18 protein-coding genes and 1 tRNA gene are annotated in these 26,805 nt (G+C 59.3%); 8 read left to right on the forward strand and 11 right to left on the reverse strand.

Annotation, left to right across the window (positions count from 1 at the left end):
• The first annotated feature begins 262 nt into the window (after positions 1-262).
• The gene (locus SH664x_RS04590; protein WP_437205433.1) at positions 263-1,327 is read left to right on the forward strand and encodes a glycosyltransferase family protein; all 1,065 of its coding nucleotides are present in this window, start codon (positions 263-265) and stop codon (positions 1,325-1,327) included.
• Between the two features lie 52 nt (positions 1,328-1,379).
• Here the strand turns inward: SH664x_RS04590 and SH664x_RS04595 are convergent, their stop codons facing one another.
• The 3 genes from SH664x_RS04595 to SH664x_RS04605 form a co-directional block, all read right to left on the reverse strand.
• A complete protein-coding gene (locus tag SH664x_RS04595) occupies positions 1,380-1,796 on the reverse strand; it encodes an FHA domain-containing protein (protein WP_437205435.1) in 417 nt (138 codons plus the stop codon).
• A 232-nt stretch (positions 1,797-2,028) separates the two neighbouring features.
• Complete coding sequence (locus SH664x_RS04600) at positions 2,029-3,324, reverse strand: MFS transporter (RefSeq protein WP_437205436.1); 1,296 nt, start codon at positions 3,322-3,324, stop codon at positions 2,029-2,031.
• Between the two features lie 192 nt (positions 3,325-3,516).
• On the reverse strand, positions 3,517-5,442 hold the full coding sequence (locus tag SH664x_RS04605; RefSeq protein WP_437205438.1) for a DNA gyrase/topoisomerase IV subunit B: 1,926 nt from the start codon (positions 5,440-5,442) through the stop codon (positions 3,517-3,519).
• A gap of 814 nt (positions 5,443-6,256) precedes the next feature.
• Between SH664x_RS04605 and SH664x_RS04610 the strand changes: the two genes are divergently transcribed.
• Entirely contained in the window at positions 6,257-6,475 is a 219-nt protein-coding gene (locus SH664x_RS04610; RefSeq protein ID WP_437205439.1) for a hypothetical protein, read from the forward strand.
• A gap of 322 nt (positions 6,476-6,797) precedes the next feature.
• Here SH664x_RS04610 and SH664x_RS04615 read toward each other — a convergent pair whose 3' ends face one another.
• Complete coding sequence (locus SH664x_RS04615) at positions 6,798-7,127, reverse strand: tetratricopeptide repeat protein (protein ID WP_437205440.1); 330 nt, start codon at positions 7,125-7,127, stop codon at positions 6,798-6,800.
• 221 nt (positions 7,128-7,348) lie between these two features.
• On the opposite strand from SH664x_RS04615, the gene fhcD reads away from it, so the two are divergent.
• Together fhcD and SH664x_RS04625 are read left to right on the forward strand one after the other, a co-directional pair.
• Positions 7,349-8,245: a formylmethanofuran--tetrahydromethanopterin N-formyltransferase gene (fhcD, locus tag SH664x_RS04620; RefSeq protein WP_437205442.1), complete on the forward strand. Its 897-nt coding sequence runs from the start codon at positions 7,349-7,351 to the stop codon at positions 8,243-8,245.
• Positions 8,242-10,191, forward strand: coding sequence for a hypothetical protein (locus tag SH664x_RS04625; protein WP_437205443.1), 1,950 nt, complete (start codon positions 8,242-8,244; stop codon positions 10,189-10,191). Before fhcD ends, SH664x_RS04625 begins: the two co-directional genes overlap by 4 nt.
• Before the next feature lie 120 nt (positions 10,192-10,311).
• Here the strand turns inward: SH664x_RS04625 and SH664x_RS04630 are convergent, their stop codons facing one another.
• The gene (locus SH664x_RS04630; RefSeq protein WP_437205445.1) at positions 10,312-12,282 is read right to left on the reverse strand and encodes an AAA family ATPase; all 1,971 of its coding nucleotides are present in this window, start codon (positions 12,280-12,282) and stop codon (positions 10,312-10,314) included.
• Between the two features lie 289 nt (positions 12,283-12,571).
• On the opposite strand from SH664x_RS04630, the gene SH664x_RS04635 reads away from it, so the two are divergent.
• Complete coding sequence (locus tag SH664x_RS04635) at positions 12,572-12,916, forward strand: hypothetical protein (protein ID WP_437205447.1); 345 nt, start codon at positions 12,572-12,574, stop codon at positions 12,914-12,916.
• A 223-nt stretch (positions 12,917-13,139) separates the two neighbouring features.
• Here SH664x_RS04635 and lhgO read toward each other — a convergent pair whose 3' ends face one another.
• Positions 13,140-14,342: an L-2-hydroxyglutarate oxidase gene (gene lhgO / locus SH664x_RS04640; RefSeq protein ID WP_437205448.1), complete on the reverse strand. Its 1,203-nt coding sequence runs from the start codon at positions 14,340-14,342 to the stop codon at positions 13,140-13,142.
• A gap of 415 nt (positions 14,343-14,757) precedes the next feature.
• Here lhgO and csrA point away from each other — a divergent pair, with 415 nt between their 5' ends.
• Both csrA and SH664x_RS04650 read left to right on the forward strand, forming a co-directional pair.
• Positions 14,758-14,964 (forward strand): carbon storage regulator CsrA, encoded by a 207-nt coding sequence (csrA, locus tag SH664x_RS04645; protein WP_437205450.1) that lies wholly within the window; start codon positions 14,758-14,760, stop codon positions 14,962-14,964.
• A 212-nt stretch (positions 14,965-15,176) separates the two neighbouring features.
• The gene (locus tag SH664x_RS04650; protein ID WP_437205451.1) at positions 15,177-16,304 is read left to right on the forward strand and encodes an MraY family glycosyltransferase; all 1,128 of its coding nucleotides are present in this window, start codon (positions 15,177-15,179) and stop codon (positions 16,302-16,304) included.
• 155 nt (positions 16,305-16,459) lie between these two features.
• Here SH664x_RS04650 and SH664x_RS04655 read toward each other — a convergent pair whose 3' ends face one another.
• From SH664x_RS04655 to SH664x_RS04670, 4 genes are all read right to left on the reverse strand, one after another.
• A complete protein-coding gene (locus SH664x_RS04655) occupies positions 16,460-17,470 on the reverse strand; it encodes an NAD-dependent epimerase (RefSeq protein ID WP_437205453.1) in 1,011 nt (336 codons plus the stop codon).
• Positions 17,471-17,733: 263 nt separating this feature from the next.
• A complete protein-coding gene (locus SH664x_RS04660) occupies positions 17,734-20,883 on the reverse strand; it encodes a PVC-type heme-binding CxxCH protein (RefSeq protein ID WP_437205455.1) in 3,150 nt (1,049 codons plus the stop codon).
• A 302-nt stretch (positions 20,884-21,185) separates the two neighbouring features.
• On the reverse strand, positions 21,186-22,535 hold the full coding sequence (locus SH664x_RS04665) for a sulfatase-like hydrolase/transferase (protein WP_437205457.1): 1,350 nt from the start codon (positions 22,533-22,535) through the stop codon (positions 21,186-21,188).
• Positions 22,536-22,773: 238 nt separating this feature from the next.
• Positions 22,774-22,847, reverse strand: a tRNA-Arg gene (locus tag SH664x_RS04670).
• Between the two features lie 1,074 nt (positions 22,848-23,921).
• Between SH664x_RS04670 and SH664x_RS04675 the strand changes: the two genes are divergently transcribed.
• Entirely contained in the window at positions 23,922-25,028 is a 1,107-nt protein-coding gene (locus SH664x_RS04675; protein ID WP_437205459.1) for a cupin domain-containing protein, read from the forward strand.
• Here SH664x_RS04675 and SH664x_RS04680 read toward each other — a convergent pair.
• Positions 24,988-26,595 carry an MDR family MFS transporter gene (locus tag SH664x_RS04680; protein ID WP_437205461.1) on the reverse strand — a complete coding sequence of 536 codons (1,608 nt, stop codon included), beginning with the start codon at positions 26,593-26,595 and terminating at the stop codon, positions 24,988-24,990. The two genes, SH664x_RS04675 and SH664x_RS04680, sit on opposite strands and share 41 nt — an antisense overlap.
• Positions 26,596-26,805 lie beyond the last annotated feature (210 nt).

Here is a 26,805-nt window from a genome sequence, read left to right on the forward strand (position 1 = left end):
TTCGGGTTTTGCGGGATCGTCCGACGATGATGCGGTTGCGGTGGAAGACTGGGCAGACAGGGATGTCTGGTGTGAATTAGGGAAACAATCTTCGCGAAGTCTCAGGACTTGGGCGATTCTTTTTGCAGGGCAAATTCTGTGTCGCCCCGCTGAGAGTGTGTCAGCTCTCGCGACCTTTCAGGGCTTGAAAGGTTCCCCCTCTGAACGGAATCCACCGCGCGATCCCTGCGGCAATTTCTGCCGACAGGCTGGACTGGTCTCCATGCGTATTATCTACGGGTGCAATTCACAAGGGCAGGGACATCTGTCGAAGGCGGCCACGCTGGTCCCGCTGCTGGAGCGCCGTGGGCATGACGTGCGGGTGATCTCATCCGGTCCACAGCCCCCCTCGATTTACCAGTTTCGCTGGCACCGGCACCTCCCCGGTCTCCCTTATTCGCTACAACAGGGGAGAACCGATTACCTGGGAACCATGAAGCTCTGGCTGCGGGGGATTCCGGGGTATGTCACCGGCCTGACCGAACTGAAGCGGATTGTGCAGGAGTTCCAGCCGGAACTGATCATTTCCGACTTTGAGCCAATGACCGGCAGCCCGGCTCTGAAACCGGGATGCGAGGTCGTTTCGATGTGCCGCCAGGCGGCTTTGCTCGACCCCCAGTTGAGATTTCCGGATGAAGAAGTGTTCCAGTGCCGGATTGCCCGGGCCATCATCCGGCTGTTCACGATGGGAGCCGACCGGATGTATGGTTTCCACTATGAAGGGGGCTCACACCGCTGTCTCCCCCCCGTGATTCGCGAGGATCTGTGGTCGTACCCGCTGATCTCCGGGAAGCACATTTTCATCTATAACTATCACCCCACTGCCACCGCCAATGCACAGCACCTGATCGCCTGGTCGGAACGGACAGGAATCCCGGTGCGCGCCTACGGGTATCCGGGCGAAATCTCGCGAGGTCTGCACGGCAACGTGCTGTTTCAGCCGAGTGACCGTGTGGAGATGATGAAGGATATGGCCAGCTGTCGGGCTGCCATCGTCACGGCCGGGCTGACCACGCCGCTGGAATCATTTCTGATGCAGAAACCGACGATGGTGATTCCGCTGGAACAGCAATGGGAGCAGTTGACGAACGCCTGGCACATGGAACATGCCGGCATCGCCCGGATGTCGCACATCTGGGACTACGATGCTGCTCTGGAGATTCCTCCGCCCGGAACAGATCACCCGGCGTTTCAGTGGCTCACAACATCGCCGCAGCGCATTCTGGACGCCGTGCTGATGGAACCGTCACAACCGGAAAGAAAATTGCATCGCGAAGTGGCGGCTTAATCGCTCAGTTCGCCTGCAGTTTCACTGGCCACCCGCAGAGCGAGGGGGCGGCTCAATGCTCGCCGCTGAGACACAGCTCGCCGTTGCTGTCAATCACGGCATACTCTGGATCCCGCTCACTTTCGCGGCGGTTGTATTGCTGCAGCTCGTCAGTGCGATCGAGGTTGACTGCTCGACTCTCCCCGGGCCCCAGATGCACCCGGAATTTGATACTGGCAAAACTCAGTTCGTCACCCGGAAGAAGTGCCCCGCGAGTCACTCGCTGACCGTTAACCTTTGTGCCATTGGTACTTCCGAGGTCACGGATGAAGAGGAGTCCGTCGGTCCGGGCAATCACGCAGTGCAGCTTCGAAATACTGCCATTGTCGATCACCAGATCGCACAAACCCCGCTTGCGTCCGACAAGCGTCAAATCGCGTGTGATTGTGATTGGCTGTGATCCGTCGTAGGGAATCAACTGAGCAATCATACACGGAACCGTTCTTAGAAGTGTCTCACTGACGGGGGGCGTGGCGGTTCGGCAGCGTGTGTTGTCGCCAGAACGGGACGCGTGTTGCCGAATCACCTCGCCAAACTATTGTCCAACACTCTGTTGGAGAGTCAAGAGGACTCCAGATGCAACTTGCGCACCTAAACTCTGTATTTGTCCCAGCTTTATTTTATCGGTGCACCTCTCCCGGGCCTCAGAGTTTTTCCTGAAATTATTCAGGTGTGACGGCCTCGGGGGAGTCGTTCAGTTGTTCGCTTTTGGGCCAGTAGAACAGCACGATCGGAAGAATCAGGAGAGCCGCTGCAAAAAACATGGTATTCGGTGCCCACCCGCGTGAGGTGAAAACCTTGTTGAGCAAATGGTAATAGGCCCCCGAACTGCAGATGCCGATCCAGTTCGCGAGGTTCATGGCGCCGATCACGCGCCCCTTGTGTGCGGCCGGCGTCCGGGCCTGCAGATAGACCTGCAAGGGGACCGTAAACACTCCCGCACAGATTCCCAGTCCCACCAGTGCCAATGCCGAGCCGGGGACCCCCAGCCAGGTCCCACCGGTCCGTTCTCCCGGTAAACCGAGAAGGATCATGCCGGCGAACATGCCGGTGCACCCCCAGCGGACCAGTGCCGCATTGAAGCGATTGTGCGAGAGAATGCCGCCGATCACGCAGCCGATGGCGATTCCGATTCCCGTGCAGGCCGCCAGCTGTCCGGTCTGCGAATCAGTCAGCTGAAACTGCAATCGCCCCAGATCATTCACAGCGGCTGGATAGATCACTCCGCCGGCCATCCAGAACAGGGACGTGGCAGCCAGCACGAAAAACAGACGCTTGTTGCTCCAGATCACGCGCTGCGTGTCAGAGTTCACCGCCAGTGACGAGATGTGAAACGGAAGATCGGGGCGGGCGGGAGGCGTGGGGCGGACCAACAGCGACGTCATTGTCCCGAGCAGAGCTATTCCAATGGCGATGACAGAGGCCATCCAGAGTTCGCCACCGATTTTCTCCTTTGTCATTCCCGCGGCTGTGAAGCCGAGGATGATGGCCAGGAAGGTGGTCATCTGCACCATCCCGTTCACTTTGGGAAGTGCCTGCGAGGGAAAAAGCTCGGGGAGAATGCCGTATTTCGACGGACCGAACAGGGCACTGTGAGCCCCCATCAGGCACAGGACCGCCAGCATCGCGTAGACATTCCCCACCAGAAACGCGACCAATCCCATCGCCATCACGACGATTTCCAGCCCCTTCACCAGCACCACGATTGTTCGTTTGCTGTAGCGGTCAGAGAGGAAGCCGGCGTAACCGGAGAGCAGAATGAACGGCGCCGCGAACAGGATGGTGGCGATCCCCTGCAGATTCTCGCCACGGTTCGTGAGTGCCCGTTCCACGCAGTACAGCAGAACAATCTGCTTATAGAAATTGTCGTTGAACGCCCCCAGGAATTGCGTCGTGACCATCCCCCAGAAAGAACGGTCACGGGAGAGAGGAGGGTGATCCGGTTTCGTCGACGACATGCTGAAAGTCCTTTTCGAGCAGGTTGCTCTTTTCTGTCCCCACGCAGCAGGCGTTTCGATGGATGAAAGGCCTGCCTCCGCGTGGTGACGACGCGGAGATCAAAAATCAAAATGTGTCGAGGACGCGGCTGCGGATTTCCTGTCACCGGAGCGGATGCCATGCGGGCACCTGGAGCACGCATGCTCAGAACGTTACAGGTCGAGGTCGTCGACCTCTGCTGCTTCATCCATGATGATGCGATAACGCTCCGAGGCATCTTTCCCCAGCAGTTGGGCGAAGATCGCATCGGCTTCGACAGCGCTTTCGATGTCGACTCGCAACAGGGTCCGGGTCGCGGGGTCGAGTGTGGTCTCCTTGAGCTGGGAGGCATTCATTTCGCCCAGTCCTTTGAACCGCTGGACATCCACAGTTCGATTGGCGGGAAGCGAAGCCAGGAACTCTTCCTTGTCGCTGTCGTCACGGGCATAGAACCGTTCTTTACCCGCTTCGATCTTGTAGAGCGGCGGCTGTCCCAGATAGAGCTTGCCGACCTGAATCAACTCCCGCATGTGACGGAAGAAAAACGTCAGCAGCAGCGTGCTGATGTGATAGCCGTCGCTGTCGGCATCCATCAGCAGAATGATGCGGTCATAGCGAAGCTTGTGGATGTCGAAATGGGGGCCGATGCCGGTCCCCAGCGACTCGACGATGTCCTGGATTTCCTGATTCTGCAGGATTTTTCCCAGTGAAAGGGCTTCTGTGTTGAGGATTTTCCCCTTCAGCGGCAGCACGGCCTGAGTTCGTGAATCGCGGCCGCTGGCAGCCGTGCCACCTGCCGACTGACCTTCCACGATAAACAGTTCGCACTCCTCCGGATCGGATGAGCGGCAGTCGAGCAGCTTTCCCGGGAGATTGCTGCGGCGGGTGCCGGCCGACTTGCGTCGAACTTCCTTGACCGCTTCCCGGCTCGCTTCCCGGGCCCGGGCGGACAGGATGATTCGTCCCACAATCGAGTCGGCGACCGACCGGTTGTTGTTGAGCCATGTCTCGAGGGCTGCCCGGGTCATGCTGTCGACGAGTGACGTCATTTCCGGGTTGTTGAGCCGGTCCTTCGTCTGGCCCTGAAACATCGGGTCGTTGTGGAACACGGAGATGATCCCGACCGCTCCCTCCCGGATATCATCCGGCGTGATCGTCAGCCCCTTGGTCTTGATGTCGTGGACATCCATGTAGTTCTTGATCGCCTTGGCGATGCCGGAGCGGAACCCGGATTCGTGGGTTCCTCCCCCCCGGGTACGAATGCCGTTGACGTAGCTGCGGAGCTGGTCGTCGGTCGATTCGGTCCAGCGCAGCACCATCTCGACCCGGATTTTTCCTTCGTCTTTCTCGGCGGTGAAGACACTGTCGTGGACCGGCTTGCGCTTGTCATCCTGCATGATGCGGTCGAGATAGGCCGCAATCCCGTTGGGATGATGGAGCTCGAAACGCTCGTTCTTCGCTTCATCGAAGAAGGTGAGCTTCAGGCCGCCGTGAATGTAGGAAATGTCTTCCAGATGCTGGCGGATCGTCTCCGCATGGAAGGCAACGCGACGAAAGATTTCGTCGTCCGGCTTGAAGAAGATCTCGGTTCCGTGGCCCCGGAAGGGACGGACCTTTTCGACCTTGGTCGTGGGGCGTCCCCGCTTGTAGCGCTGCCGCCATTCGAAGCCGTCGCGGTGCACGGTGGCGATCATCGTCTCGGACAGAGCGTTGACAGCCGACGATCCGATCCCGTGCAGACCGCCGCTCCGCATGTAATTCTTCTCCGAGAATTTTCCCCCGGAGTACAACGTGGTCAGAATCACTTCCAGTGCGGACTTGCCCGTTTTCTTGTGCACGTCGACCGGAATTCCGCGGCCATTATCAGCCACACTGATCGAACAGCCGTCTTTGTGCAGCGTGACATCCACTCTGTCGCATTCGCCCGCCAGATATTCGTCGACGGAGTTGTCGACGATTTCCCAGACCAGATGGTGCAGACCGCGGGAGTCGACGCCGCCGATGTACATCGATGGCCGCTTTCGGACGTGCTCCAGTCCTTCCAGAACTTCGATATCGTCAGCGACGTAGCTGGACGAACTTTTGACAGTCGCAGCCATAACACTCCCGGTCTCATCGATTCGGTTACCGTTTCACGGCGAAACGGCAGGAATTCATTATTCAAATGCATTGTTCAATGGGATCAAGGGCTGCACGGTGACCCCGCTCCATGAAACGAGGGAAGGTGTCATGCCATACCGGCGACAGTCGACCTTCGAGCAATCGGGACTTGCGCCCTGATCCGCAGAGGGCGCATTCGTCCGGACCCGCAATTTGTCCGTCTCAGCACCCCCTACCCCGGAGAATAGGGGCGCGGCAGAGACCGGAGCAACTCCGGATTCAGGTCTGGAGATCGGCGGCGATGAAAATCCGCGAATTCGTGTGAGCGCGGGGCGGAAGAGTCGTCACCACTCTCGGCAGCTCTGCCTTTGGGAGTGACCGGCCCAATGGGGAAGGTCTTTGAACCTGTGTCGTCTTTCTCTGGAATCACTCAGTGAGCGGGATCGTAACAGTTTGACTGACATGCCAGAGGGTCGCGTCCTGAACTGCTGCGTTCTGCATCGGGGACAGCATCTTGTCAGCGATGGTCAGAGCGTAAGATGAAATTTGACAAGAGGTTGTTGATGACCGACGGGAGGCCTCGAGCCGGACGCGACTGCCGGATTTGAAGGAGTTCATCCCCGGCTGCGAGGCTCTCCCGCTTGAATAAACTTTTCAAATGCCTGCAATTCCGACAGAACGGCTTGATCCGTCTGGAACACCTATAAGGGGTTCAAGGGGGCTGCGGTACAAGCCGATAAGTTCTATCGTCGCACTCACAGCGATTTTTCCTGTGAACAGTGGCGACGACGTGTGTATCAGGGAAGACTGCACATGCGACCTCGACTCCGCTTATTCAACGGCGAAGATGATCTGAACTGCGTGGAAACACCCACAATGACGATCAGCTTCGGTGAACTCGCAACGATTATCGAAGAAGCCGGCCGTCTGCATCGGGCGTGGCTTCGCGATTTCTCGCATGACGATGTTCAGATTCCGGAAGATCTCTACGAAGTTCTGACGGAATACTCGCGACTCCGCCCCGGAGCCTGACATCTCCCGGCCGTAGCGATGTGCAGACCGACTGTCCAGCGCCTCGTCCGACTCAGGCTGACCGACTCCGGCGGACAGGAGTGTTGCCACCCAGGTGGGAACGGCTCTTCGTCGCTGATGCTGCCGGCGGTGCCGGGTGACGACAGAACTGGAAATGGCCAGGCTCGTGTCCCGCTCACGATCCTGATCCGTCGCGCTCAGGCCCCCGCGTCACTTCTTTTTTTGAGCAGTGGCTCCGACCCGTCTCCGCGCAGCCGGCATTTCATTTGGTGAAATGCTCGCTTCCGCGTGGCGAGACCGGGCCGTCAACAACCAGATTGTCTTAGTGAACGCGGCCACCCGCCTGCACCAGGTGGGCCTTGGCCTTGGCGTCTTCCGCTTCGGGAATCTTGCCGCAGCGGACATAGATCACCGACAGCTGCGTGTAGGAAAAGACATCGTTCGGCGCCAATTCGCACACCTTTTTGGCGTGTTCAATGGCCTCCTCAGGACGGCCCGCCCGCTGCAGATAGACCGCAAGCGCAGAATGGGAATCGAGGTGGTCAGGGGCGATCGCGACGATTTCCTTCAGTTTCTCGATCGCTCCCGGCAGGTCCCCTTGATTCTTCAGTTGAACGGCGGCGTCGTACATTTCGTGCGGAGTGGGCATCATCTCTTCCTGGCGCTGGCGAAGTCGAACTTCGAGTCTTGTTTTTCCAGATCATAGAGGCTGGAGGACAGGTGCTAAAGGACACGCCGCGGAATCCTGCGGCCCGTCGATAGCGGAGTGGCTGCGGGCGATTCCGCCGTCGGAGCCGCTTTCACATCCAGGAGGCTCCCCGTAAACTGTGATCGACCGGATGTTGCCTCTTATCAAAACCTTGCGACGAGCCGATGCCGACACTCAAGGGCGTGGACATTGTCGATACGTTCGCGGAAGCATTCCCCATCAAGGGGGCGCGGCTGATCATTACCGCCGCGCAGCTCCGCTGGGCGGTCACGGCTGCCACGGTCTTCTGCGGCAATGCCACCAGCGTGATTGCCTGTGACATTGAGGCGGCCATCGAACGGGAACTGACCCCTCAGGAGACCCCCGACGGTCGGCCCGGAGTCTCGGTGCTGGCGTTCGGGTTCGACCGCGATCGTCTGGAGTCCGCGCTGCAGCGCCGGGTGGGGCAATGCATCCTCACCTGTCCAACCACGGCCTGTTTCAACGGCATCGACGAATGTCCGCGGGACAAGCAGATCTCCATCGGCGGGGCGGTTCGTTTTTTTGGGGACGGTTTTCAGACTTCAAAGCTCCTGGCGGGGAAGCGCTATTGGCGTATTCCGGTGATGGATGGTGAATTCGTCTGCGAAGATCGGTTCGGAACGGTCACCGCGATCGCCGGAGGAAATCTGCTTCTGTGTGGACGCGATGCCGAGCGGACCCTGCTGGCGACCGAGGCGGCAGTCACGGCGATGCGTCAGGTTCGCGACATCGCGCTCCCGTTTCCCGGGGGAATCGTCCGCTCGGGAAGCAAGGTGGGCTCGAAATATTCCAAGCTGCGGGCCAGCACCAACGATGCCTATTGTCCGACACTCCGTCCGCTGACAACCTCGGCATTGCCCCCCGAATGCGGCGCCGTCTATGAAATCGTGATTGACGGGCTGACGTTTGAAGCCATTCAGACAGCCATGAGAGCCGGCTTGCAGGCCGCGGTCGATTATCCCGGAATTCTACAGATCACCGCCGGGAACTACGGCGGCAAACTCGGCAAACATCACTTTCACTTGCGCGAGCTGTTGTGAACGGATCAGAAACTCCTCCTTCTCCGAAACTGTTCCGCTGGTTCAGCGCGCTGGCAATCCTGACGACGCTGAGCATGGTCACCGCGCGGCTGATCGACGCCCCCCCTCTGCAGAGTGCGAATGACCGCTCTCGCTGGAGCACTGTCTGGTCGCTGGTCGAGCGGAATACCTACCAGATTGACGAGATCCGGCAGCATCGGGGCTGGGCATCAATCGATATGGTGCAGCACGAGGGGCACTTCTATTCCAGTAAGCCCCCGCTCCTCCCCCGGCTGGTCGCGGAGCTGTATCGCGGCATCAAACAATTCACCGGCTGGAATCTGCTGGAGCAGACGCACGAGATCACCTGCCTCATTCTCTTTCTGGTCAACATTGTGCCGATGGGATTGGCACTCTGGTCATTCGCACGGCTGGTGGAACGCCGCTGCAGCGATTTGTCCGGTCAGATTTTTCTGGTGACGGCTGCCTGTTATGCCACGCTGCTGCTGCCGTTCCTGCTGGTCTTCAATAATCACACGATCGCCGCCAGCGCCTTTTTTCTCGCACTGCCGCTGGCAATCGATCTTCTCTCCGGAGAGCGAACCGAGGAGTGGCGATTTGCACTCTGCGGGTTTCTGACGGCCTTTGGAGTCTGCAACGAGTTCCCGGCGGCCGCCTTTGGCACCGGACTGTTTCTGCTCCTGCTCTGGAGCTCGCCTCGGAGGGCCCTCACCGGATTTCTTCCCGGTGCCCTCATTCCGCTGATTGCCTTTTTTCTGACCACCTACGAAGCGACGGGCGGTTTCAAGCCGTTTTACATGTATTACGGAACCGACAAATACAATTTCATTCACGAGGGAGTTCCGAGTTACTGGATGGAGCCGCGGGGGGTCGACAGAGCCCGCGATTCCTTCGGGACCTATCTGCTGCACTGCACGCTTGGTCATCACGGCATCTGGTCTCTCTCTCCGATTTACCTGCTGAGTCTGCTGACCTGGTGCTGGCCCCGCTGGTGGGGCAGGTCGGAGTCGTTAACCGGTTCACCAGCGCCGACTGTCAGCCGCGATCTGACCTGGATTGTCTATCCCGCAACCGCCGCGATGACGTTGCTCGTGCTCGGCTTCTATCTCACCAAGACGGAGAACTACAACTACGGCGGAGTGAGTGTGGCACTGCGGTGGACGTTGTGGCTGATTCCGTTCTGGCTGCTCTCCATGATTCCCGTTCTGAATGCGTGGGGCCGCAGTGCCTGGTTCCGCTGGCTGTGTGGAGCGTTGCTCAGCGTCTCGGTCTTCTCGGCGTGGTATCCCGAGAATGCACCGTGGACGCAGCCCTGGCTGTTCCGGTGGATGACGCAACAGGGCTGGATCGATTACAGCGATCCGCCGGAGAAGTTTCAGCCGGCCCGTTTCTCCTGGATCGGTTCGATTCCGGACGGTGAGTTTAATCCCGCCCAGCCCGCCACAGCGGAATATCTGGCATACGATCTGCCGGAGATGCAGGACCGGCTCCGTCTGATTGACGGAGGAGGGGATGACCTGCAGCGGATCATTCGCATCGAACGAACCGACGCCGGAGGAGCGAAATTCACAACGGGCTACCGGATTGATGTGCCCAAGTTCCGTGCCGGGCTCCCGCCAAAAGAATTTCTGATCGGTCGCGACGATGGGGCGCCGCTGACGATCAGCGATTTCGAGTTGCTGGCCGGGGGAGGAGAAGACCGCCCGTATGTCAGCTCCGGGATTCGCTACATCAAAACCCGCTTGCGACGGGACGCCTTCAAATGTCACATCGGTTACGCCTGGCGGCATATCGAGACCCCCGAAGGCCCGCAGCGACTCTATCGGACCGTCTGGTTCTGTGATGAGCTTCCGTTCGGCATTCTGAAGTTTGAAGACCGCGTCAGCGATCGGGAAACGAATGCGATTTTGATGCGGCGGCAGTGGGAGTTGACGAGACTCCCTTAAGGAGCGGCAGCCCTCGCTGACGCTACGGGCTTTGTTCACACGGTGGGGAACCATTGTTGAGGCAACCCTCGCTGACGCTTCGGGCTCTGGTGGGATGGGCGGTGCTGCAGACGGTGCCAGTCAGTTCCCCTTGCCCATCTTGATTCGCGTGACGTGCCGCAATCGTCCACTTCCGTCGGCCGGTGGGAGCAGTCGTAACTTGGTCGGAAGCCACGCCGGCTTCTCCGACCGCTTTTCCGGCAGCGAGGTGATGGCCGTCAGTTGAGGACGCTCCTGCGGGAGATAATCCTCGACCGTCACCGGATGCAGATACAACCGCTTCCCCTCGATATATTCGCACAGAATGTCAGCCAACTCGCGGCTGATGCGCAGAGTCACTGCCACCCGGGGATCGGAGCGGAACGCGATGCCATAGTCCCCCTGCACCTCGGCATAGGGGCTGAAGTCGGTCAGCAGCCGTCCCCAGGTGACGTGATCGACATGTCGGATATGCTCAATCACTGCCGCGGCCAGCTGGCCATGCTCGGCGAGCTGCCTCCATTTGAGCTGCTCAACCGGCCCGGTCTGAATGTCTCCCCGGCGGACTTCTTCCTCCATGACCTGGATCACGCGATGATCGAGGGTCGCGGGGCGGCAGCGGGTGCGCGCCCATTCCCGGAGATGAAAGATCTGATCTTCCATGGTGATCGACAGGGGAATCGTTCGCTCGATCGCTTGCAGCAGGTCGTGCTGCTGCGGCATGCGTTGTCCGGCATAGGCCTCGATGATGGCGGTATTCACGATCTGTTCAATTTCCGCTCCGCTGTAACCGTCGGTCTCGGTCGATAACTGGTCGACGTCAAATTTCTCCGGCTTCCAGCCACGCTTGGCGAGGTGAATGTCGAAGATCGACTTTCGTTCGTCAAAGTTCGGAAGGTCGATGAAGAACAGGTCGTCGAACCGGCCCCGTCGTAACATTTCCGGAGGGAGCGCGGCGACCTCGTTGGCGGTCGCAACCACAAACACCGGGGCGGTATGTTCCTGCAGCCAGGTGAGGAATCGCCCCAGCATGCGGGTCATGGTGGCATCGGTGCGGGCTTCGCTCCCCAGACCGGCAAAGGCTTTGTCAATTTCTTCGAGCCACAGCACGGCGGGGGCGATCGCTTCCATCAGTTGCAGAACGTCGCGGAGATTCTGTTCCGAGCCTCCCCGACTCGATTCCAACAGGGCGCCGATATCCATACGGACGAGCGGGAAGCCCAGGATGCGCGCGATGGCCCGGGCGCTCAGGCTTTTCCCGCAGCCTTGCACCCCCGCCAGTAGAACCCCCTTCGGATTGGCGATGCCCTGAGCTCGTGCTTCAGGAGCAAATGCCGCGGCCCGCTGCTGAATCCATTCTTTCAGGCCGTCCAGACCTCCGATGTCCTTGAGACCTTCATTCAGGTCAAAGAATTCCAGCAGATTCGAGCCCTGAATCAGATGCCTCTTTTCCGTGACCAGATCCACGATCACGTCTTCATTCAGCTCTTCCCGACCGGCGAAGACCTTGTAAAAGGCGTGTCGCGCTTCCAGCAGTGTCAGTCCGAGCACCGCCTGCACGAGTCGATCCTCGAGAGCCCTGTCCAAAGACTCCTTGAGTCCCCGGGCCGTCGCCATGACTCGGAGCAGTTCGTCCCGGAGTTCTTCGGTGCCGGGAAGAGGGAGTTCGAGAACGGTGACATTCTTGACCAGCTCAACCGGCAAGGTATCGACGGGCGACATCAGGAGAATCGTTTTTCGCTGCGCTGCCAGCACCGGCAACAGGTCGCGAAGTTGACGAGTGACCGTCGGGTCGTTGAGGAACGGGTGCAGGTCCTTGAGCAGGAAGAGGTGTTCTTCGGGATAGGCGGGGATCGACGCCAGAAACGGGAGCGGTTGTCGGTCTCCCTCGGGGTGCAGGGAGGGTTGTGCTCCGGAGGCGACGGACCAAGTCACCAGGCCCCGTTCAAGATCCCCAGCCAACTCGGCGAGTTCCTCTTCCCAGCGCTGTTCCTCGTAGGTGTGCAGCAGCAGGAGAGGATTCCCCGCCAGAATCCGTGAGCGCAGGTCAGCGAGGATCTCGGTTGTTGACATGGGCTGCTCACCAGGTGATGTGTTTTGGCAACGGGTGCGATGCGTTCGGGAAACGGCAGCCGCTGCAGCAGGTCACGGTGTAGCACAATCGCGAGTGAAAATCCCGGAAATCCTGCTGATTTTGATGTGCTGTCTCCTGATTCCGCCAGCATCCCGAAATTGGCATGCGATCCGCTTTGTCCCGGTCCGGAGTCTGATTCTTCTCACGCGGAGCAGCGGTTCGATGTTCCTGACGGGCGCGACCAGCCGGACAGTTCAGTCCGTCTCAGATCGTTTTTTCTCACATAACATGGAAAGCACACTGCTGCTCAAAGCGTGTGGTTTCATCGAGGCGCATCGCGCCCGGATTATTGATGTCACCGAGCAGCAACTGCATGTGCGGATTGGACAGAACTGGCTGACGCGCTGGCTGAAAGGTTGTCACACCGCCTTGCCGCTCGATGTTGTGCTGAACTTTCGGAGCGTCAGGGACTGCGAGGAGTTTGACCGCAATCGCTACCGGCGACCGGTCGATTCGTATCTGGCGATCGATGTGGCCATCCACCCCGCTTCCCCCGCATGGGATGATCAGCGGTTTCAGGAGCACGCCCGCCAGCTAGTCTGGGTCATTCGCTCGCATTTCATGGCGTGCTGAAAAGTGCTTGAGAGGAACGAAGGACCCTTTGGCGCGTCGTGCCGGTCCGTGCAACAGACCTCACTGGCCTCACATCGTGAGTCCATTCATCCGGTGAACAAGGCAGAGTCAAGAAGCACACCGGGAGGGAAACAGTTCCCGACGCAGCAGGGCGGACCGGTCCCGCTTCCTCTCCGGGTTTTTTCGTGGCCTCGGGGGGAGGTCGTTTCTTGTGAAGATCCCCCTATTTCAAATCTGACTCCTCCAGCTGCTCGACAATTGTCTTGCCGATATTCAGCGAGGCGGTGGCGGCAGGCGACGGGGCGTTTCCGACATTGATGACGCGACCATTGCGCTGAATGACGAAGTCGTCGATCAGCTTGCCATCCCGGTCGACGGCCTGCGCCCGGACGCCGGACGGTGCGGTCACCAGATGATCCTCGCGAATCTCGGGGATCAGGCGTTGCAGCGCTTTGACAAACGCAGACTTGCTCCAGGATCGGTAAATCTCTCCCAGACCGGTGCGCCAGTTTCGCATGACCAGTTTGCGGAAGCCAGGGTAGGTCAGCGTTCCGAACAGGTCCCGGAGATTGATATCCGCCTTGCGATAGCCCGCGCGGGCGAACGCGAGAACCGCGTTGGGACCACACTCGACGTGGCCGTGAATCGTCCGCGTAAAGTGCACGCCGAGGAAGGGAAAACTCGGATCGGGAACTGGATAGATCAATGTACGGCAGAGGTGATGTACCGCCGGTCGCAGCTCATAGAACTCGCCACGGAACGGGATGATCGGGCCTTTGGGACGGTCTCCCGACATCTGGGTGAGCCGGTCCGACCACAGGCCTCCGCAGGTGATCAGGCAACGGCTGCGGATGTCGCCGGCGGTGGTGATGATGTCCACACCGGCGTCATCACGGCGGATGGCAGTCACTTCCGCATTCAGCAGGATCGTGTGTCCGGCATCGCGGATCAGTTGAGCCAGCCGCTGTGCCACCTGGTTGTAGTCGATGATCCCCGCTTCAGGGACATGAATCGCTTCGATCCCCGCGGCATGCGGCTCGAGTTCACGGAGCCGCTCCTGACCGATGATTTCACAACGGACTCCGTTGGCGAGTCCCCGCTCATAGATATTCCGCAGACGTTCCCGCTCCAAGTCGTCGATGGCAACGATCACCTTGCCGCAGAGTTCAAACGGGATTTCCTGTTCCGTGCAGAACTGTTCCATGGCCAGCTTGCCGGCGCGGCAGTTGAGGGCCCGCAGGGAACCAGGTTTATAGTAGATCCCGGAATGCAGAACCCCGGAATTATGGCTGCTCTGATGGGCGGCAACGCGAGACTCTTTTTCAATGATCGTAATGGAGATCTGGGGCCAGCGGCGCATCATCTGATACGCGGTCGCCAGGCCCACAATGCCGCCGCCGACGACTGCCACTTGACAGGATTTCAACCGGTGCTCCTTGAATGGAAACCAGAGGTAAATAGAACGTTGGGAATTCCGCCCCCTATCTTGAGGGTGAGGTTCCAGAGGGTCAACCCACTCACATGAGATGCGGTTTTCGAGCCTTCGTCACCACGGCATGAGCAGAAATCGTCAGTTGCTCACGAATTATCCTTTTCGGGAGGCGGCCCTGCGTAGAATTGTTGCCGTCGGAATGGTCCAGCACAGGTTCGGCGTTTTGTCCAATTTCACCTTCTTCACATTTGCCTGAACAACCTGCTGTGACGATTCCATTTGTGTCGCGAGGAAGAACTGGGGAACACGCCCGAGACCCTCGCAGTTGTTCGGAATCACCAGTTGGTCACCACCCAGTGGATCTTGCCTTGAGGAGCAGGGAGATTCACTACAGCGAGGAGTCAGGAAGATGCTCGTTCTCTCACGCCATCGGGATGAAAGTATCATGATCGGCGACAATATTGTCATTACCGTCGTCGACATTCGCGGGGACAAGGTCCGTCTGGGGATTCAGGCCCCGACCGAAGTTCCTGTGCACCGGCAGGAAGTCTATGAAGCCATTTTACGTGAACGGAGTCAGAATCTGGGTGACCAGGCAGCATCGGCCTCTTCCTGAGCAGACATGCCCAGTGAACGCCGTTCCAAATAAAAAGCGTCGTCGGAGCCTTTTCCGTCGACGCTTTCTTTTTGCGCCTCCCCTCGCAGGCTGATTGTCCCGGTCTCCGGCTGGTTCACATTTGCGACGTCCCAGCCTCCCTTTTCAAAAATGAATCGCGACGGCAGGCAATTCCAGATTGCACATCGTCGATCCAACAAGACAATTCCCGCATGTTCTGGTTTGTTGCAGCCTGTCTGGTTCCGGCCTTTGTCATTTCCTGGGCAGGAACGTTGCTCATGCGTCGATGGGCTCCCCGCTGGGGGCTGATCGATCAACCCGCTGCGCGCAAAGTGCACCTGAACCCAACCCCCCTGGGAGGGGGAGTGGCGATTTATGTGGGAGTGCTGGCTCCGTTGCTGACAGCACAGTTCGGGGCCTGGCTGCTCCTGCGTCTGCAGCCGGACTGGATCACCGAAACGCAAAGCAGCTATCTCGGCGGAATTCTCTACCGGAGCGGACAGCTCTGGGGCATTCTGGCCGCCGGCACGATCATGATGGTGATGGGGCTGCTCGATGACCGGTTCGGACTGTCGTGGAAATGGCGTCTGCTGATTCAGTTTCTGCTGGCCATCGGTCTGGTGAGTGCGGGGGTTCGCGGGACGATCTTCCTCGACCAGCCCTGGATCGGAATGGTGCTGACGGTTTTCTGGATGGTCGTGCTGATCAATTCGCTGAACTTTCTGGACAACATGGACGGCCTGGCCGGGGGGATTGGCCTCATTGCCTCGCTGATGTTCGCGCAGGTGATGCTGGGGACGGGGGGCGAGGTCCGCTGGCTGGTCGGGGGCTGTCTGCTGGTGCTCGCCGGATCCATTGCCGGCTTTCTGCTGCACAACTGGACCCCCGCAAAGATCTTCATGGGGGATGCCGGCAGCACATTTATCGGACTGCTGCTGGCCAGTATGACAGTACTCGGCACGTTCTACGACGATTCCTCGCGTGATCGCCATGTGATCCTGGCACCGCTCTGCATTCTGGCCATTCCTTTCTACGACTTTTTCTCAGTGATTCTGATTCGTCTCTCGCGCGGCAAGAGTCCCTTCCAGCCGGATCGGAACCATTTCTCGCACCGACTGACAGATCTCGGCCTGAGTCGTAGAAATGCGGTATTGACCGTACACTTCGCCACGCTCACAACCGGATTGGGGGCGCTTTTGCTGTACGAAGTGGAGGGCTGGAAAGGGGCGTCGCTGGTGATCGCCCTGGAGCTCTGCCTGCTGGTGATTGTCTCGATTCTGGAGACGACCGGTCGCCTGCGAGCACAGGAACTGAAAGAGGGGCAGGCTCCGAAACCGTAGTGCATCTTCGCTTCTGAGGTCCCCCTTCTCGCCACGCGGAGATGAGCATTTCATCACACGAAGCGTTGGCTGCGCCGACCTCACCCGAACACCGGGAGACGCGATCAGTTGGAAGGGGCGAAAAGCAGAATGCTGCGCGCAGCGGGCTGACGGTGTCAGCGGACCTGATAGTAATTGAGATACCAGTCCACGAACCGGGGAATCCCGACCTGAACTGGTGTTTTGGGCTGAAACCCGACATCCCGGATCAGATCGTCGACATCGGCGAATGTGGCGGGAATGTCGCCCGGCTGCAGCCCCAGCATTCGCTTGTTTGCAGTCCGTCCGAGGCTCTTCTCGAGTGTCTCAATCAATGTCATCAGCTCCACGGGAGAGTGGTTCCCGATGTTGTAGAGACGAAACGGCGCGGTGCTCGTTCCGGGGTCGGGCTGGGTGCTGTCCCAGTCGGGGTTCGGTTCGGCAATCCGGTCGAGCGTCCGCACGACCCCTTCAGCGATGTCGTCGATATAGGTCATGTCGCGACGCATCCGGCCGTTGTTGAAGACGTCGATCGTCTCCCCCGCGAGAATTGCCTTGGTGAAGAGGAACAACGCCATATCCGGACGGCCCCACGGACCGTACGCGGTGAAAAACCGGAGCCCCGTCGTCGGCAGGCGATAGAGATGGCTGTAGGAATGAGCCATCATTTCATTGGCTTTTTTGGATGCGGCATACAGGCTGAGGGGGTGATCAACAGCCTGATGAACCGTGAACGGCATGGCGGTATTGGCGCCGTAGACGGAGCTGCTTGAGGCATAAACCAGATGCTGCACGTCGTTACGGCGGCAGCCTTCCAGAATGTTACAGAAGCCGACCAGATTGCTCTCCACGTAATCGTGGGGATGTTCCAGCGAGTGACGCACTCCCGCCTGAGCCGCGAGGTGCACGACCCGGTCGAACTTTTCACTGGTGAACAGGTCGGCCATCCCCTGCCGGTCGGCCAGGTCCATTTTGACAAACGAAAAGTTCGAGAGCTGTTGCAGCTGCTTGAGGCGGTCGAGCTTCAGCTGCACGCTGTAATAGTCGTTGACATTGTCGAGTCCGACAACCTGATCGCCCCGGTCGACCAGGATCCGACTGACGTGCGATCCGATGAAACCGGCTGCTCCAGTGACCAGAACCTTCATGAAATCTTGATCCGCTGACGAAGTCTGGACGAGAGCGGGTTGCTCTGGCCTGTGTCCACTCGACACGAATTCCGGCGTGCAGAACGCCAAAACCGAGGCGGCAGAACAACGATGGGGTTGATGGAAACTCGACCGGTCCGCCACAGGAAATCTGCCGCGGAACTGGGGAGGGTGCCGCACGCGCGAAATCACATCTCCCCTCTCCATCTTGGATACCAGAGGGCCGCGCGTCAATTCGTCTCGCCGGGGAACGTGTGGAGAACTTACGGGTTGTCGAAGCGTGGACTGCCCGGAATGAACTTCGCGTCCGGATGGGACGGCGGGAGATCCAGAGACAGAAAGGCAAACAGATCGGTGAACTCCTGCATGGTCATGGTCTGTTCGAGTTGATCCGGCATCAGGGAACGGTCGCTGACGCGATACTCTTCGATCTCCGCACGGGGAACAGATTCGGTTTTGCCCCCCTGGATCTTCAGCAGCACACGTTCGCTGGTTTCCTCGATCGGCAGCCCCGTCAGTACCCTGCCGTCAGTCGTCACCAGGAGCCGCGCCTGATAGGCCTGTCCAATCACGGCAGACGGCTCCATCACGTTGGTGAACAATTGCTCCCAGTTGCTGCGGCCGTTCGATGTCAGGTCGGGGCCGACATCATTTCCCTCGCCGTAGATTTTGTGACACTGGGCGCAGACACGCTTGAAGACCTCGCTTCCCCGCTGCGGATCGCCTCGATGCGATCGGACATGGTCGCGGCGGTTCGTCAGGATGGCCCGACGCTCGCGGGTGGTTTGAAACTGCACCGTGCCGTAGACCTTTTTCAGCTGCTCCTGAAGTTCCGGATTCGGCAGCCGCGCGAGCCGTTGCAGCTGATTCATGTTGAGCAGTGATTTCTCGACTTGGCCATCGGCAATCTTCCGGAGCAGGGCTGTTGCCCATTCCGGCCTTTGGGTCAGAATTTCGACCGCCATCGGCAACTCTGATGAATCCAGTTGCGCGAGGTGATCGAGGATGATGTTCCCGATCCGCGGCTGAGGAGATTGCGCGAGCGTCGACAGCAGCGCGAACCGGAATTTTCCCTGCTCCTGAAGCTGCTGGAGCACCCGCTCCGCACTGCTGATGGCCTGAGGGTCGTTCAGGGCCAGCAGCGTTTTGAGGATTTCAATCCGCTGGTCTTCCGAAAATTGCGAAGATTGAAAAGCGGTTAAGAGGGCAGCACGGGCTGTGTCGTCGTTCCAGTAAGCGGTCAGCAATGTCATGAGAAACTGGAACTGTTCCGCTTCGTTCTGCTCCTCTTCTGCGGACAGCAACACCGGAGCCAACTGCTCGCGAGCCGATTCGAACCGCGGCCCCGACAGCACTTTACCGCGCACGCATTCCAGAAGTTCCTGCAGGCATTGCAGCCGAATGTTCTCTGGGAAGCTGCAACTGAGCCCGGCGCGTTTGGGCGCGATCGCCTGACCGCTGATTTGACCGAGCAGTTCGCCCGGAACCGATTGCGTCTCTGCCAACAGCCGGATGATTCGGGGGAGAAACGGAGCGACGGCTGCTTGCTGTGCAGGAGTCGCAGTGTCCAGACGGTCCATAATCGCCGCAAACTTCTCAGGCTGGGCTGCGATCTCACGATGACAGTTTTCCCAGACCATCTGCTGCAGATACTGGTCGTCGGGTGCCCGTGCGACAAGGTTGAACATCTGCTCCAGTTGCCGCGAGGCGCGCTGGGCTTTACCGAGGGCCACGGCGATTGCCGGCAGTTCCCAATCCTGGAGATCGTCGCGGTTCAGGCAGTAGTTGTGGGCGGCGAGAATTGCCTCGCCTTGAGGGCCGCGACTGGCGGCGAGCCGGACGCCCCAGTTTCGCTGAAACGGATCGGCCGAACTCAGGAGCGGGGCGAGCCAGCTCTGGTCGTGGTCCGGAAAGCCGGCGCGGGCCCACAGGGCATGCCGTTGGAACACTTTGGACTCCTCTCGCTGCAGGATCTGTTCGAGCTGCTTCGCTGTCTCGGGGTTCCCCCGTTCGCTCAGCAGGCGCTGCGCCGTCTCGCGGAAGAATACATTCGGATCGCCGAGCAGATTGATCAACTCGGCGTCTGAGCGGCTCGCGAGATCGAGACCGTGTGCGTACGGGGTCTGCTGATAGCGGAGACGATAGAGGCGACCTTTGGCCCGCTCGATTCCTTCGGGATCGGCCTGCGCATCCTGATAGCAGTGGTATTGGTCGTACCAGTCGAGAATATAGATGCAGCCGTCCGGTCCGATCTTCTGGGCGACGGGGACAAACCAGGGGTCATTGGCGGTCAGCAGGTCGGCCAGTCTGGGGGCGGCGGGGTCACCTGTTTTCGCGATGGACTGCTGCTCATCCTTGTTCCAGGTTCCCGCCTGAGGAGTGAAGCCGGGATGCGGCTCCCCGAAGTAAGTGCCGCCTCGACGTCGGACCACATCGGCATTTAGACTCCCGGAGTGGACATTCCCCATGTAAAGCGTGTTGCGGTATTCGGGAGGATAGGCCGGGCTGTCGAACCAGACGATTCCGCAGTACGCTGCCTGCACATGTTTGTGCTTCACAATCGATTCCAGCGGCCAGGAATGTTGACGATAAGGACCTCGCTGACGGATGTAGTAGCCTGATTCAGCCACATGCCAGAGATGATCGATGACGCACGCCGACAGAAACATGTCGCCGGCGTCGTTGATGGCAATCCCCCAGGGATTGCTTGTCCCTTCGCAGAAGATTTCAAACGCATGCGTGCGGGGGTGAACTCGGAACACTGCCGCGTTGAATGACCAGTCGGGGCGATCTTTCCGGTAGCGGGGATGGTCTTTGGGGTAGTTCACCCGGCATTGATTGAAGATGCCGTTGAGACCATACAGCCAGCCGTCCGGGCCCCATGTGAGTGAATTGGGCATTTCATGGGTGTCGGTTCTCCCGAAGCCGGTCAGGACGACGGTCGAACGATCTGCTCTGAGATCCCCATCGGTGTCCTGCAGATAGAGCAGATCGGGAGGATTCGAGACCCAAACCCCTCCATAACCGACGGCGATGCCGGAGGGAATGTTCAGTCCCTCCGCAAAGAGGGTGGTCCGATCGACTTTGCCGTCTCCATCGGTGTCTTCCAGCACTTTGATCCGGTCTCGGCCGACGCCGGGGGAAAGACGGGGATACTCGACGCTCTCGGCGATCCAAAATCGCCCCCGTTCATCAATGAACATGGCGACCGGATTCACGATGTCCGGCTCGGCGGCGACGAGTTCCACCGTAAACCCCTCGGGAACGGTCATTTTCCTGACCGCCTCTTCCGCAGGCAGCGGTGGCCCCGGGGCCCGCAGGTGTCGACGGGGGACCTCCAGCTTTTGTGCGAAGACGGGCAGGGAGAGTCCGCTGGTGCACAGCAGGCTGATCCAGACCATGGCGGAGCGCATGGGAGAACTCCAGAAGCGACAAGCGATCACCCGGGGAATCGCGTGAATTGTCGGTCAGGAGAGCACGGTTTTCAATCGAAAAGGGACATTAGCGTGCAGTTAAGTCAGTGTGAATAATGCGGACGAATGAAGTCTGTCTCATTCGGCGACATCAGAGATTCAATTTAATTAAGAGGTATATTAAGTTCCGGTTAAAACACGAGAGCTTATCGATATGAATTTAGCACGTGAGTCCGCTCGACGCTCCGTCGGAAATCGATGCAACGGGACGGTCTTCAGATAGCGAGAATCGTCAGCGTGCTCTAATCTTTGACAACTGCCGAACGGTCGGCTCGAGACAGCAGCTGCAACCGCGATTGTAAATCGGCGACAATGTCGGGCTTCTCAGCAGCGAGGTTCTTCGTTTCTCCCGGATCATGACGGAGATCATAAAGTTCAATCGCCGGGCGATCTTCCTGGGTGTTCTCGATCAGCTTCCAGTCTCCCAGACGAAGGCTTCGGGAACGGAATTGCGGACCGACTGTGTAGATTGGGTGATCGTCCCGCGTGGCAGTTCCGGTGATGACGGGCCAGATGTTGCCGCCGTCCCAGTGCAGATCCCGCTCGGGAACGACTCCGGCGAGGCTGCAGAAGGTTGGCATCCAGTCGGTCATCTGACAGGGTGCGGCACATTGGCCGGCCGGCACGACGCCCGGCCAGCTCACGATTGCGGGAACGCGAATGCCCCCCTCGTACACGTCCCCTTTTTTGCCTCGAAACGGACGGTTGTTTCCCGGAATCGGCCCCGATTGATAATCGTCAGCGGGATACTGCCGATCATTGTTTTCCGCTGTGCTCCCCCCGTTGTCACTCGTGAAAACCACCAGCGTCGACTCTCGGCGTCCTGATTGCTCGAGGGCTTTGAGAATCTGGCCGACAGCGTCATCCAGATGCATGATCGATGCGGCGTACTGCCTGGCCACGTCTCCCTGAACGGTAATGGGAACCTTGTCGAGCCAGGACTGCGGTTCCTTCAAGGGGAGGTGGACCGCAGTGAATGCGACATAAAGGAAGAAGGGATTGTTCCGGCGATCAGCCAGCCAGCGTAACGCCTCCGCTGTGATGAGATCGGTGACATGCCCCTCCTCGGTTAGCATTTTTCCATTCCGGTGCCATGTCTTGGAGTAGAGACCCTGTTTGTAAAAATGGTTCCACGGCCCGACTCCCCCCGCCAGGGAACCGTAGGTGTGATCGAAACCGAAATGATTGGGACCCCACTCCGGGGTCGACCCCAGATGCCACTTGCCTGTCAGGCAGGTGTCGTACCCCACCTGTTTTAATGCGGCGGGAAGTGTCACGGTGTCCCAGGGCAAGGCACGTTTGGCCTGGGGGCTCGTCACGCCGAAGCGGCTCCAGCAGCGGCCTGTCATCAAACCCGCGCGGGTCGGGGAACAGACCGGGGCGACAGTATGTTGCGTCAGCTCCAGATTCTCTGCAGCCAGCTGATTCAGGTGTGGAGTCGGAGCGTTACCTCCGTGGAACTCAACGTCGCCCCAGCCGAGGTCATCCGCCAGAATGAACACGATATTCGGTTTCGCGGGCTGGGCACTCCACACCGGAGGAGCGGCGATCAAGAAGAGAGCAGCGACGAACAGGCAGCAGCGAGTTTTCATGCAGGCCTCGACGGAATGTGCGAAAGACTGTAATGGGGAACTCAGCGCGTCTCGCCAGCAGACCGAATAAAATTCGCACGGTGAATGATCTGCCAGTGACTGGCGAGCAGAAATCTGATCGCCTTGGGGAGCGGACTCAGCCCTGTCCGGAGTGACCTTCTCTCATCTGAATCGGCCCGGCTCCCCCTCCCCGACCCACTGACTCGGAGTGGGGAGAGCAGAACAGCGTGGCGGCAAATACTCCCGGCGGGATTCGAACCCACGACCTTCGGTTTAGGAAACCGACGCTCTATCCTGCTGAGCTACGGGAGCGAACGCATGAAACATGCCTGCAAGGGCAATCCGGGTTCCGGTCGTGACGCCGGCCGCAACAGGCGGCGCAATCGAATTCCAGACCCGCATTGCCGGGTGTGTCGTCAGTTCCAGTCCGGTTCGTTTCACTTCAGAACGTCGACTGCGCGATGGCAATTTCTCCATTCCTGTCCCGTCAAGTTTCAGGGAGAAATGGAAACGTTCGTTGTCTCTCCACTTCGAAAAGACAGAATCCGGACCGCGACGAGGTTGGCTCTGACGGTGCACGGCAAGAGTATCTTTCCCGGACCCGAGAACTGCAAGCGGGAAGCGACGGAGGGCGAGGCAGTGCTTCGGCCTGCTTCGCTTCACTCGCAGGAAAGCCGCCACGCCAGAAAGGCCACTCCCCCTCCCCCCGGCATGAATGGGCCGCGATCGCTATTCAATGCAATGGGACCTTGAAGCCGCCAAGCTCCCAGCGGACGGTCCAAGAGGGAGTGGAGACGCGACCCTCCGGAATGGTCTCCGGAAGATATCAGCTGTGAGTCGGTTGGAATTGCAGCAATTGCGGCGTATCAGGGTTTTCGTAAAACTTACGGATGGGCAAAAAAGAAATCAGGGGTAGGGGCGGCCTGTCTCCTGCTGCGGAGTCTGATGGAGGGCGTTCATGCCGTCAGGATCGTGTGTCATGCTTGCGGGTTCACTGCGCACGTGAAAAGCGAACTGCAGGGGCGACGAATCCGTTGTTCCGATTGCCAATTGCCGATCACGGTTGCCGCAGCCGGGATGGGAGGAGTGATTTTTTACGAGCAACGATCGAAGTGACTCCTGCGGAACTCGCGGCCACCGCAAGCGGGTGAGTGCAGGCTGGCGTGAATTCCTCGTGTCACATCGTGACAGAGGGTCCACGAATGGTTATGCTGCGATCCGGACCGCTGCAGCCCGGAGGATCCGACGCAGCAGGGGGCGAGGGCTGAAATCGAACTTCTTTTCTTGCAGGGGCCTGCGGTGGAACTGAATCGCCGTGATTTCATTCACGTAGTCGGTCAGGGAGCTGCCTTAACAACCATCTCATTGTTCTCCGGGAGAAAGTCCGTGGCGGGTGACCCGAGCTTTATGAACAATCTTCCGGATCCTGTTGTTTCCGGAACGGAGCTGCCGACGTTCAAGTTCGAGCTGGATCGGTCGCAGGGCAAAGTGATCGGCGAGAGTTTTGGAAAAGAAGCGACTGTCGAACAGTTGCCGATATCCAAAGGCCTGGCGGGAGTTTCCATGCGGCTCGCTCCCGGCGTGATGCGTGAGTTGCATTGGCATGCTACCGCCGCCGAATGGGCTCTCGTGTTGTCGGGCCGGGCCCGAACGACCGTCGTTTCACCGGACGGCAGTTCCGAGACGAATGACTTCTCACCGGGTGATGTCTGGTACTTTCCCCGCGGCTATGGACACATGCTGCAATGTCTGGGCAACGAGCCGACGCATTTCATCCTGATTTTTGATAACGGCTATTTCTCGGAGTTCGGGACGTTTAGTATCTCGGACTGGCTGGGACACCTGCCACCAGAACTGCTGGCCAAAAATTTCGGTCTGCCGACGTCGACGTTTGCCACGTTCCCCAAAGAGGAAGTCTATTTCGCGAAGGGAGCGATTCCCCCTGAGCCGGCGGCTCTCCCGTTACAGGGAGAACGCCCCCCGCGGCAGACGCACAAATTCGAACTTCTGTCACAACCTCCGCATCGAACGTTTCCGGGAGGAAAGGAATGGCGCGTCGATTCCACCAATTTCCCGATCTCAAAAACGATGGCAGCCGTGGTTCTCGATCTCGAACCGGGAGCGCTGCGTGAGCTGCACTGGCATCCGACGGCGGATGAATGGCAGTATATTGTCGAGGGGGAACTGCGGGTCACACTCTTTGGTTCGCATGGCCGGGTTCGCACGGAAACTTTCCAGCAGGGCGATGTCGGCTACATTCCTCAGGGGTACGGCCATTCGTTGGAGAACACGGGCACGGGGAATTGCCGGGTCCTGATCGGTTTCAACACGGGGGTCTATTCGACCATCGATCTGTCGCAGTGGATTGCCGGCAATCCGGCGGATGTGCTGGCGACGAACTTTGGTCAACCGGCCGAACTCTTTGAGCGATTCCCGAAACAGGACGTCTTTATTACGAAGTCGATTCCGGGCCCAGCTGCGGACCAGCAGTGACTGTGTTGTCGCTTGATTCGAACGGGGCTGCGATTTCTTCGCTCAGAGTGGTCTGCACTTTCTGTCGCAGAGGTAGTTGCGGCAGCATGCAACTGATGAGCCAGCCGAACACGGCCACGGCGGCGCCGACCACAAACACGGTCGAGAACGACGCGGAGAATGCCTGCGCATATGCCGTGCGCGCCGCCTCGGGAAGTTGCTGAAACATTTCGGGTGTCAGATTCGTGCTGAACTGTTCGGCCGACATGCCTGCCGGGAGGACCCGTTCCAGATTGGTGTGCAGCCGATCTGCAAAGATTGTCCCCAGCACCGCGGTGCCCAGTGATCCCCCCATCAGGCGGAAGAGGATCGTTCCCGAGGTGGCGACTCCGAGATCACGATAAGGAACCGAGTTCTGCGTGGCGACGACCAGCACCTGAATGACCATTCCCAGCCCGAAGCCGAGAAACAGGAAGATCAGCGACGCCGTGCCGACGGAAGTCGCCTGCGTCATCTGCGACAGCAGAAACAGGGCGATCGTCATGATCGCGGTTCCCAGAACCGGAAACATCTTGTAGCGACCGGTACGGCTGACGACCTGACCAGAAATGATGGAGGTGGTGAGAATGCCTCCCATCAGCGGCAGAATCTGGATCCCGGACGCGGTGGGAGTCGAGCCCTTCACGATCTGCAGAAAGACCGGCAGATACGTCACTGTTCCAAAAAGGGTAAAGCCGACAATCGCGCCGACGGTGATCGCGACGCAGAACGAGCGGTCTGCAAACAGACGGAGCGGAATCAGCGGCTCCACAGCCCGCTTCTCCACTTGAATGAAGGCCAGCAGCGCTCCCCCTGCCAGCGCCAGCAACCCGAAGACCACGGGAGAGTTCCATGCCAGTGTTGTTCCCGCCAGATCGCTGACGAGGACCAGCGCACACAGGGCTGTCGCGAACAGCACAGCTCCCGCGTAATCGATGGTGTGCTTGATGCGCTTGTTCCCCGGGGGGAGCGTCAACGCGAGGACGACCAGTGCGAGGAGCCCGAACGGGAGATTGACGTAAAAGATCCAGCGCCAGGACCAGTTCTTTGTCAGCCAACCGCCGACCAGCGGGCCCAGGACCGCTGCGACCCCAAACACGGCACCGAACATTCCCTGATAACGTCCGCGGTCGCGGGGGGGAACGATGTCCCCCACAACGGCCTGCGTGGTGACCATCAGACCTCCTCCACCGAGCCCCTGAATCGCCCGGAAGATGATCAGCTGCGTCATGCTCCGGCTCATGCCGCAGAGGGCGGAGCCAATGAGGAACAGAACGACCGCGAACTGCACCACTCCTTTTCGTCCGTAGAGGTCACCGAGTTTCCCGTAGAGCGGGGTGACCACGGTCTGGGCGAGGAGGTACGCCGTGGCAACCCAGGCGAGCCCGGTGATGCCTCCCATTTCGCCGACGATGGTCGGGAGCGCTGTGCCGACGATCGTGGAATCGAGCGCTGCCAGCAGCAGCACCAGCATCAGTCCGGTGAAGACCACCAGAATTTGTCGCTGTGACAGGGGGGCGGGTTCTTCGGTCAAACTGACTGCCGACATGATCAGCTCTGGGGATCTGTGGGAACGGGACGGGGAAGATGGACCGCTCTGGGCGAAGATCCGCAGCACATCGTCATGAACCGGTTGGAACGGGATGGATGTGAGTCATCATAGCAGCGATCGGCAGCTGGGCAGTCCGAGTCGCGAGAGGTGAGCAATTTGTCATGAAGTTGATAGCATCGCAATGGGTTGGCGGGAGAGGTCGGGAGT

Source organism: Planctomicrobium aquicomposti, assembly GCF_051466325.1.
Taxonomy (GTDB): Bacteria; Planctomycetota; Planctomycetia; order Planctomycetales; family Planctomycetaceae; genus Planctomicrobium.

What these genes read in the sequence shown, in the direction of transcription:
- SH664x_RS04590 (WP_437205433.1), top strand. Translation starts at nt 263, where the DNA reads ATGCGTATTATCTACGGGTGCAATTCACAAGGGCAGGGACATCTGTCG.
- SH664x_RS04595 (WP_437205435.1), bottom strand. Translation starts at nt 1,796, where the DNA reads ATGATTGCTCAGTTGATTCCCTACGACGGATCACAGCCAATCACAATC.
- SH664x_RS04600 (WP_437205436.1), bottom strand. Translation starts at nt 3,324, where the DNA reads ATGTCGTCGACGAAACCGGATCACCCTCCTCTCTCCCGTGACCGTTCT.
- SH664x_RS04605 (WP_437205438.1), bottom strand. Translation starts at nt 5,442, where the DNA reads ATGGCTGCGACTGTCAAAAGTTCGTCCAGCTACGTCGCTGACGATATC.
- SH664x_RS04610 (WP_437205439.1), top strand. Translation starts at nt 6,257, where the DNA reads ATGCGACCTCGACTCCGCTTATTCAACGGCGAAGATGATCTGAACTGC.
- SH664x_RS04615 (WP_437205440.1), bottom strand. Translation starts at nt 7,127, where the DNA reads ATGATGCCCACTCCGCACGAAATGTACGACGCCGCCGTTCAACTGAAG.
- fhcD (WP_437205442.1), top strand. Translation starts at nt 7,349, where the DNA reads ATGCCGACACTCAAGGGCGTGGACATTGTCGATACGTTCGCGGAAGCA.
- SH664x_RS04630 (WP_437205445.1), bottom strand. Translation starts at nt 12,282, where the DNA reads ATGTCAACAACCGAGATCCTCGCTGACCTGCGCTCACGGATTCTGGCG.
- SH664x_RS04635 (WP_437205447.1), top strand. Translation starts at nt 12,572, where the DNA reads ATGGAAAGCACACTGCTGCTCAAAGCGTGTGGTTTCATCGAGGCGCAT.
- csrA (WP_437205450.1), top strand. Translation starts at nt 14,758, where the DNA reads ATGCTCGTTCTCTCACGCCATCGGGATGAAAGTATCATGATCGGCGAC.
- SH664x_RS04650 (WP_437205451.1), top strand. Translation starts at nt 15,177, where the DNA reads ATGTTCTGGTTTGTTGCAGCCTGTCTGGTTCCGGCCTTTGTCATTTCC.
- SH664x_RS04655 (WP_437205453.1), bottom strand. Translation starts at nt 17,470, where the DNA reads ATGAAGGTTCTGGTCACTGGAGCAGCCGGTTTCATCGGATCGCACGTC.
- SH664x_RS04660 (WP_437205455.1), bottom strand. Translation starts at nt 20,883, where the DNA reads ATGCGCTCCGCCATGGTCTGGATCAGCCTGCTGTGCACCAGCGGACTC.
- SH664x_RS04665 (WP_437205457.1), bottom strand. Translation starts at nt 22,535, where the DNA reads ATGAAAACTCGCTGCTGCCTGTTCGTCGCTGCTCTCTTCTTGATCGCC.
- SH664x_RS04680 (WP_437205461.1), bottom strand. Translation starts at nt 26,595, where the DNA reads ATGTCGGCAGTCAGTTTGACCGAAGAACCCGCCCCCCTGTCACAGCGA.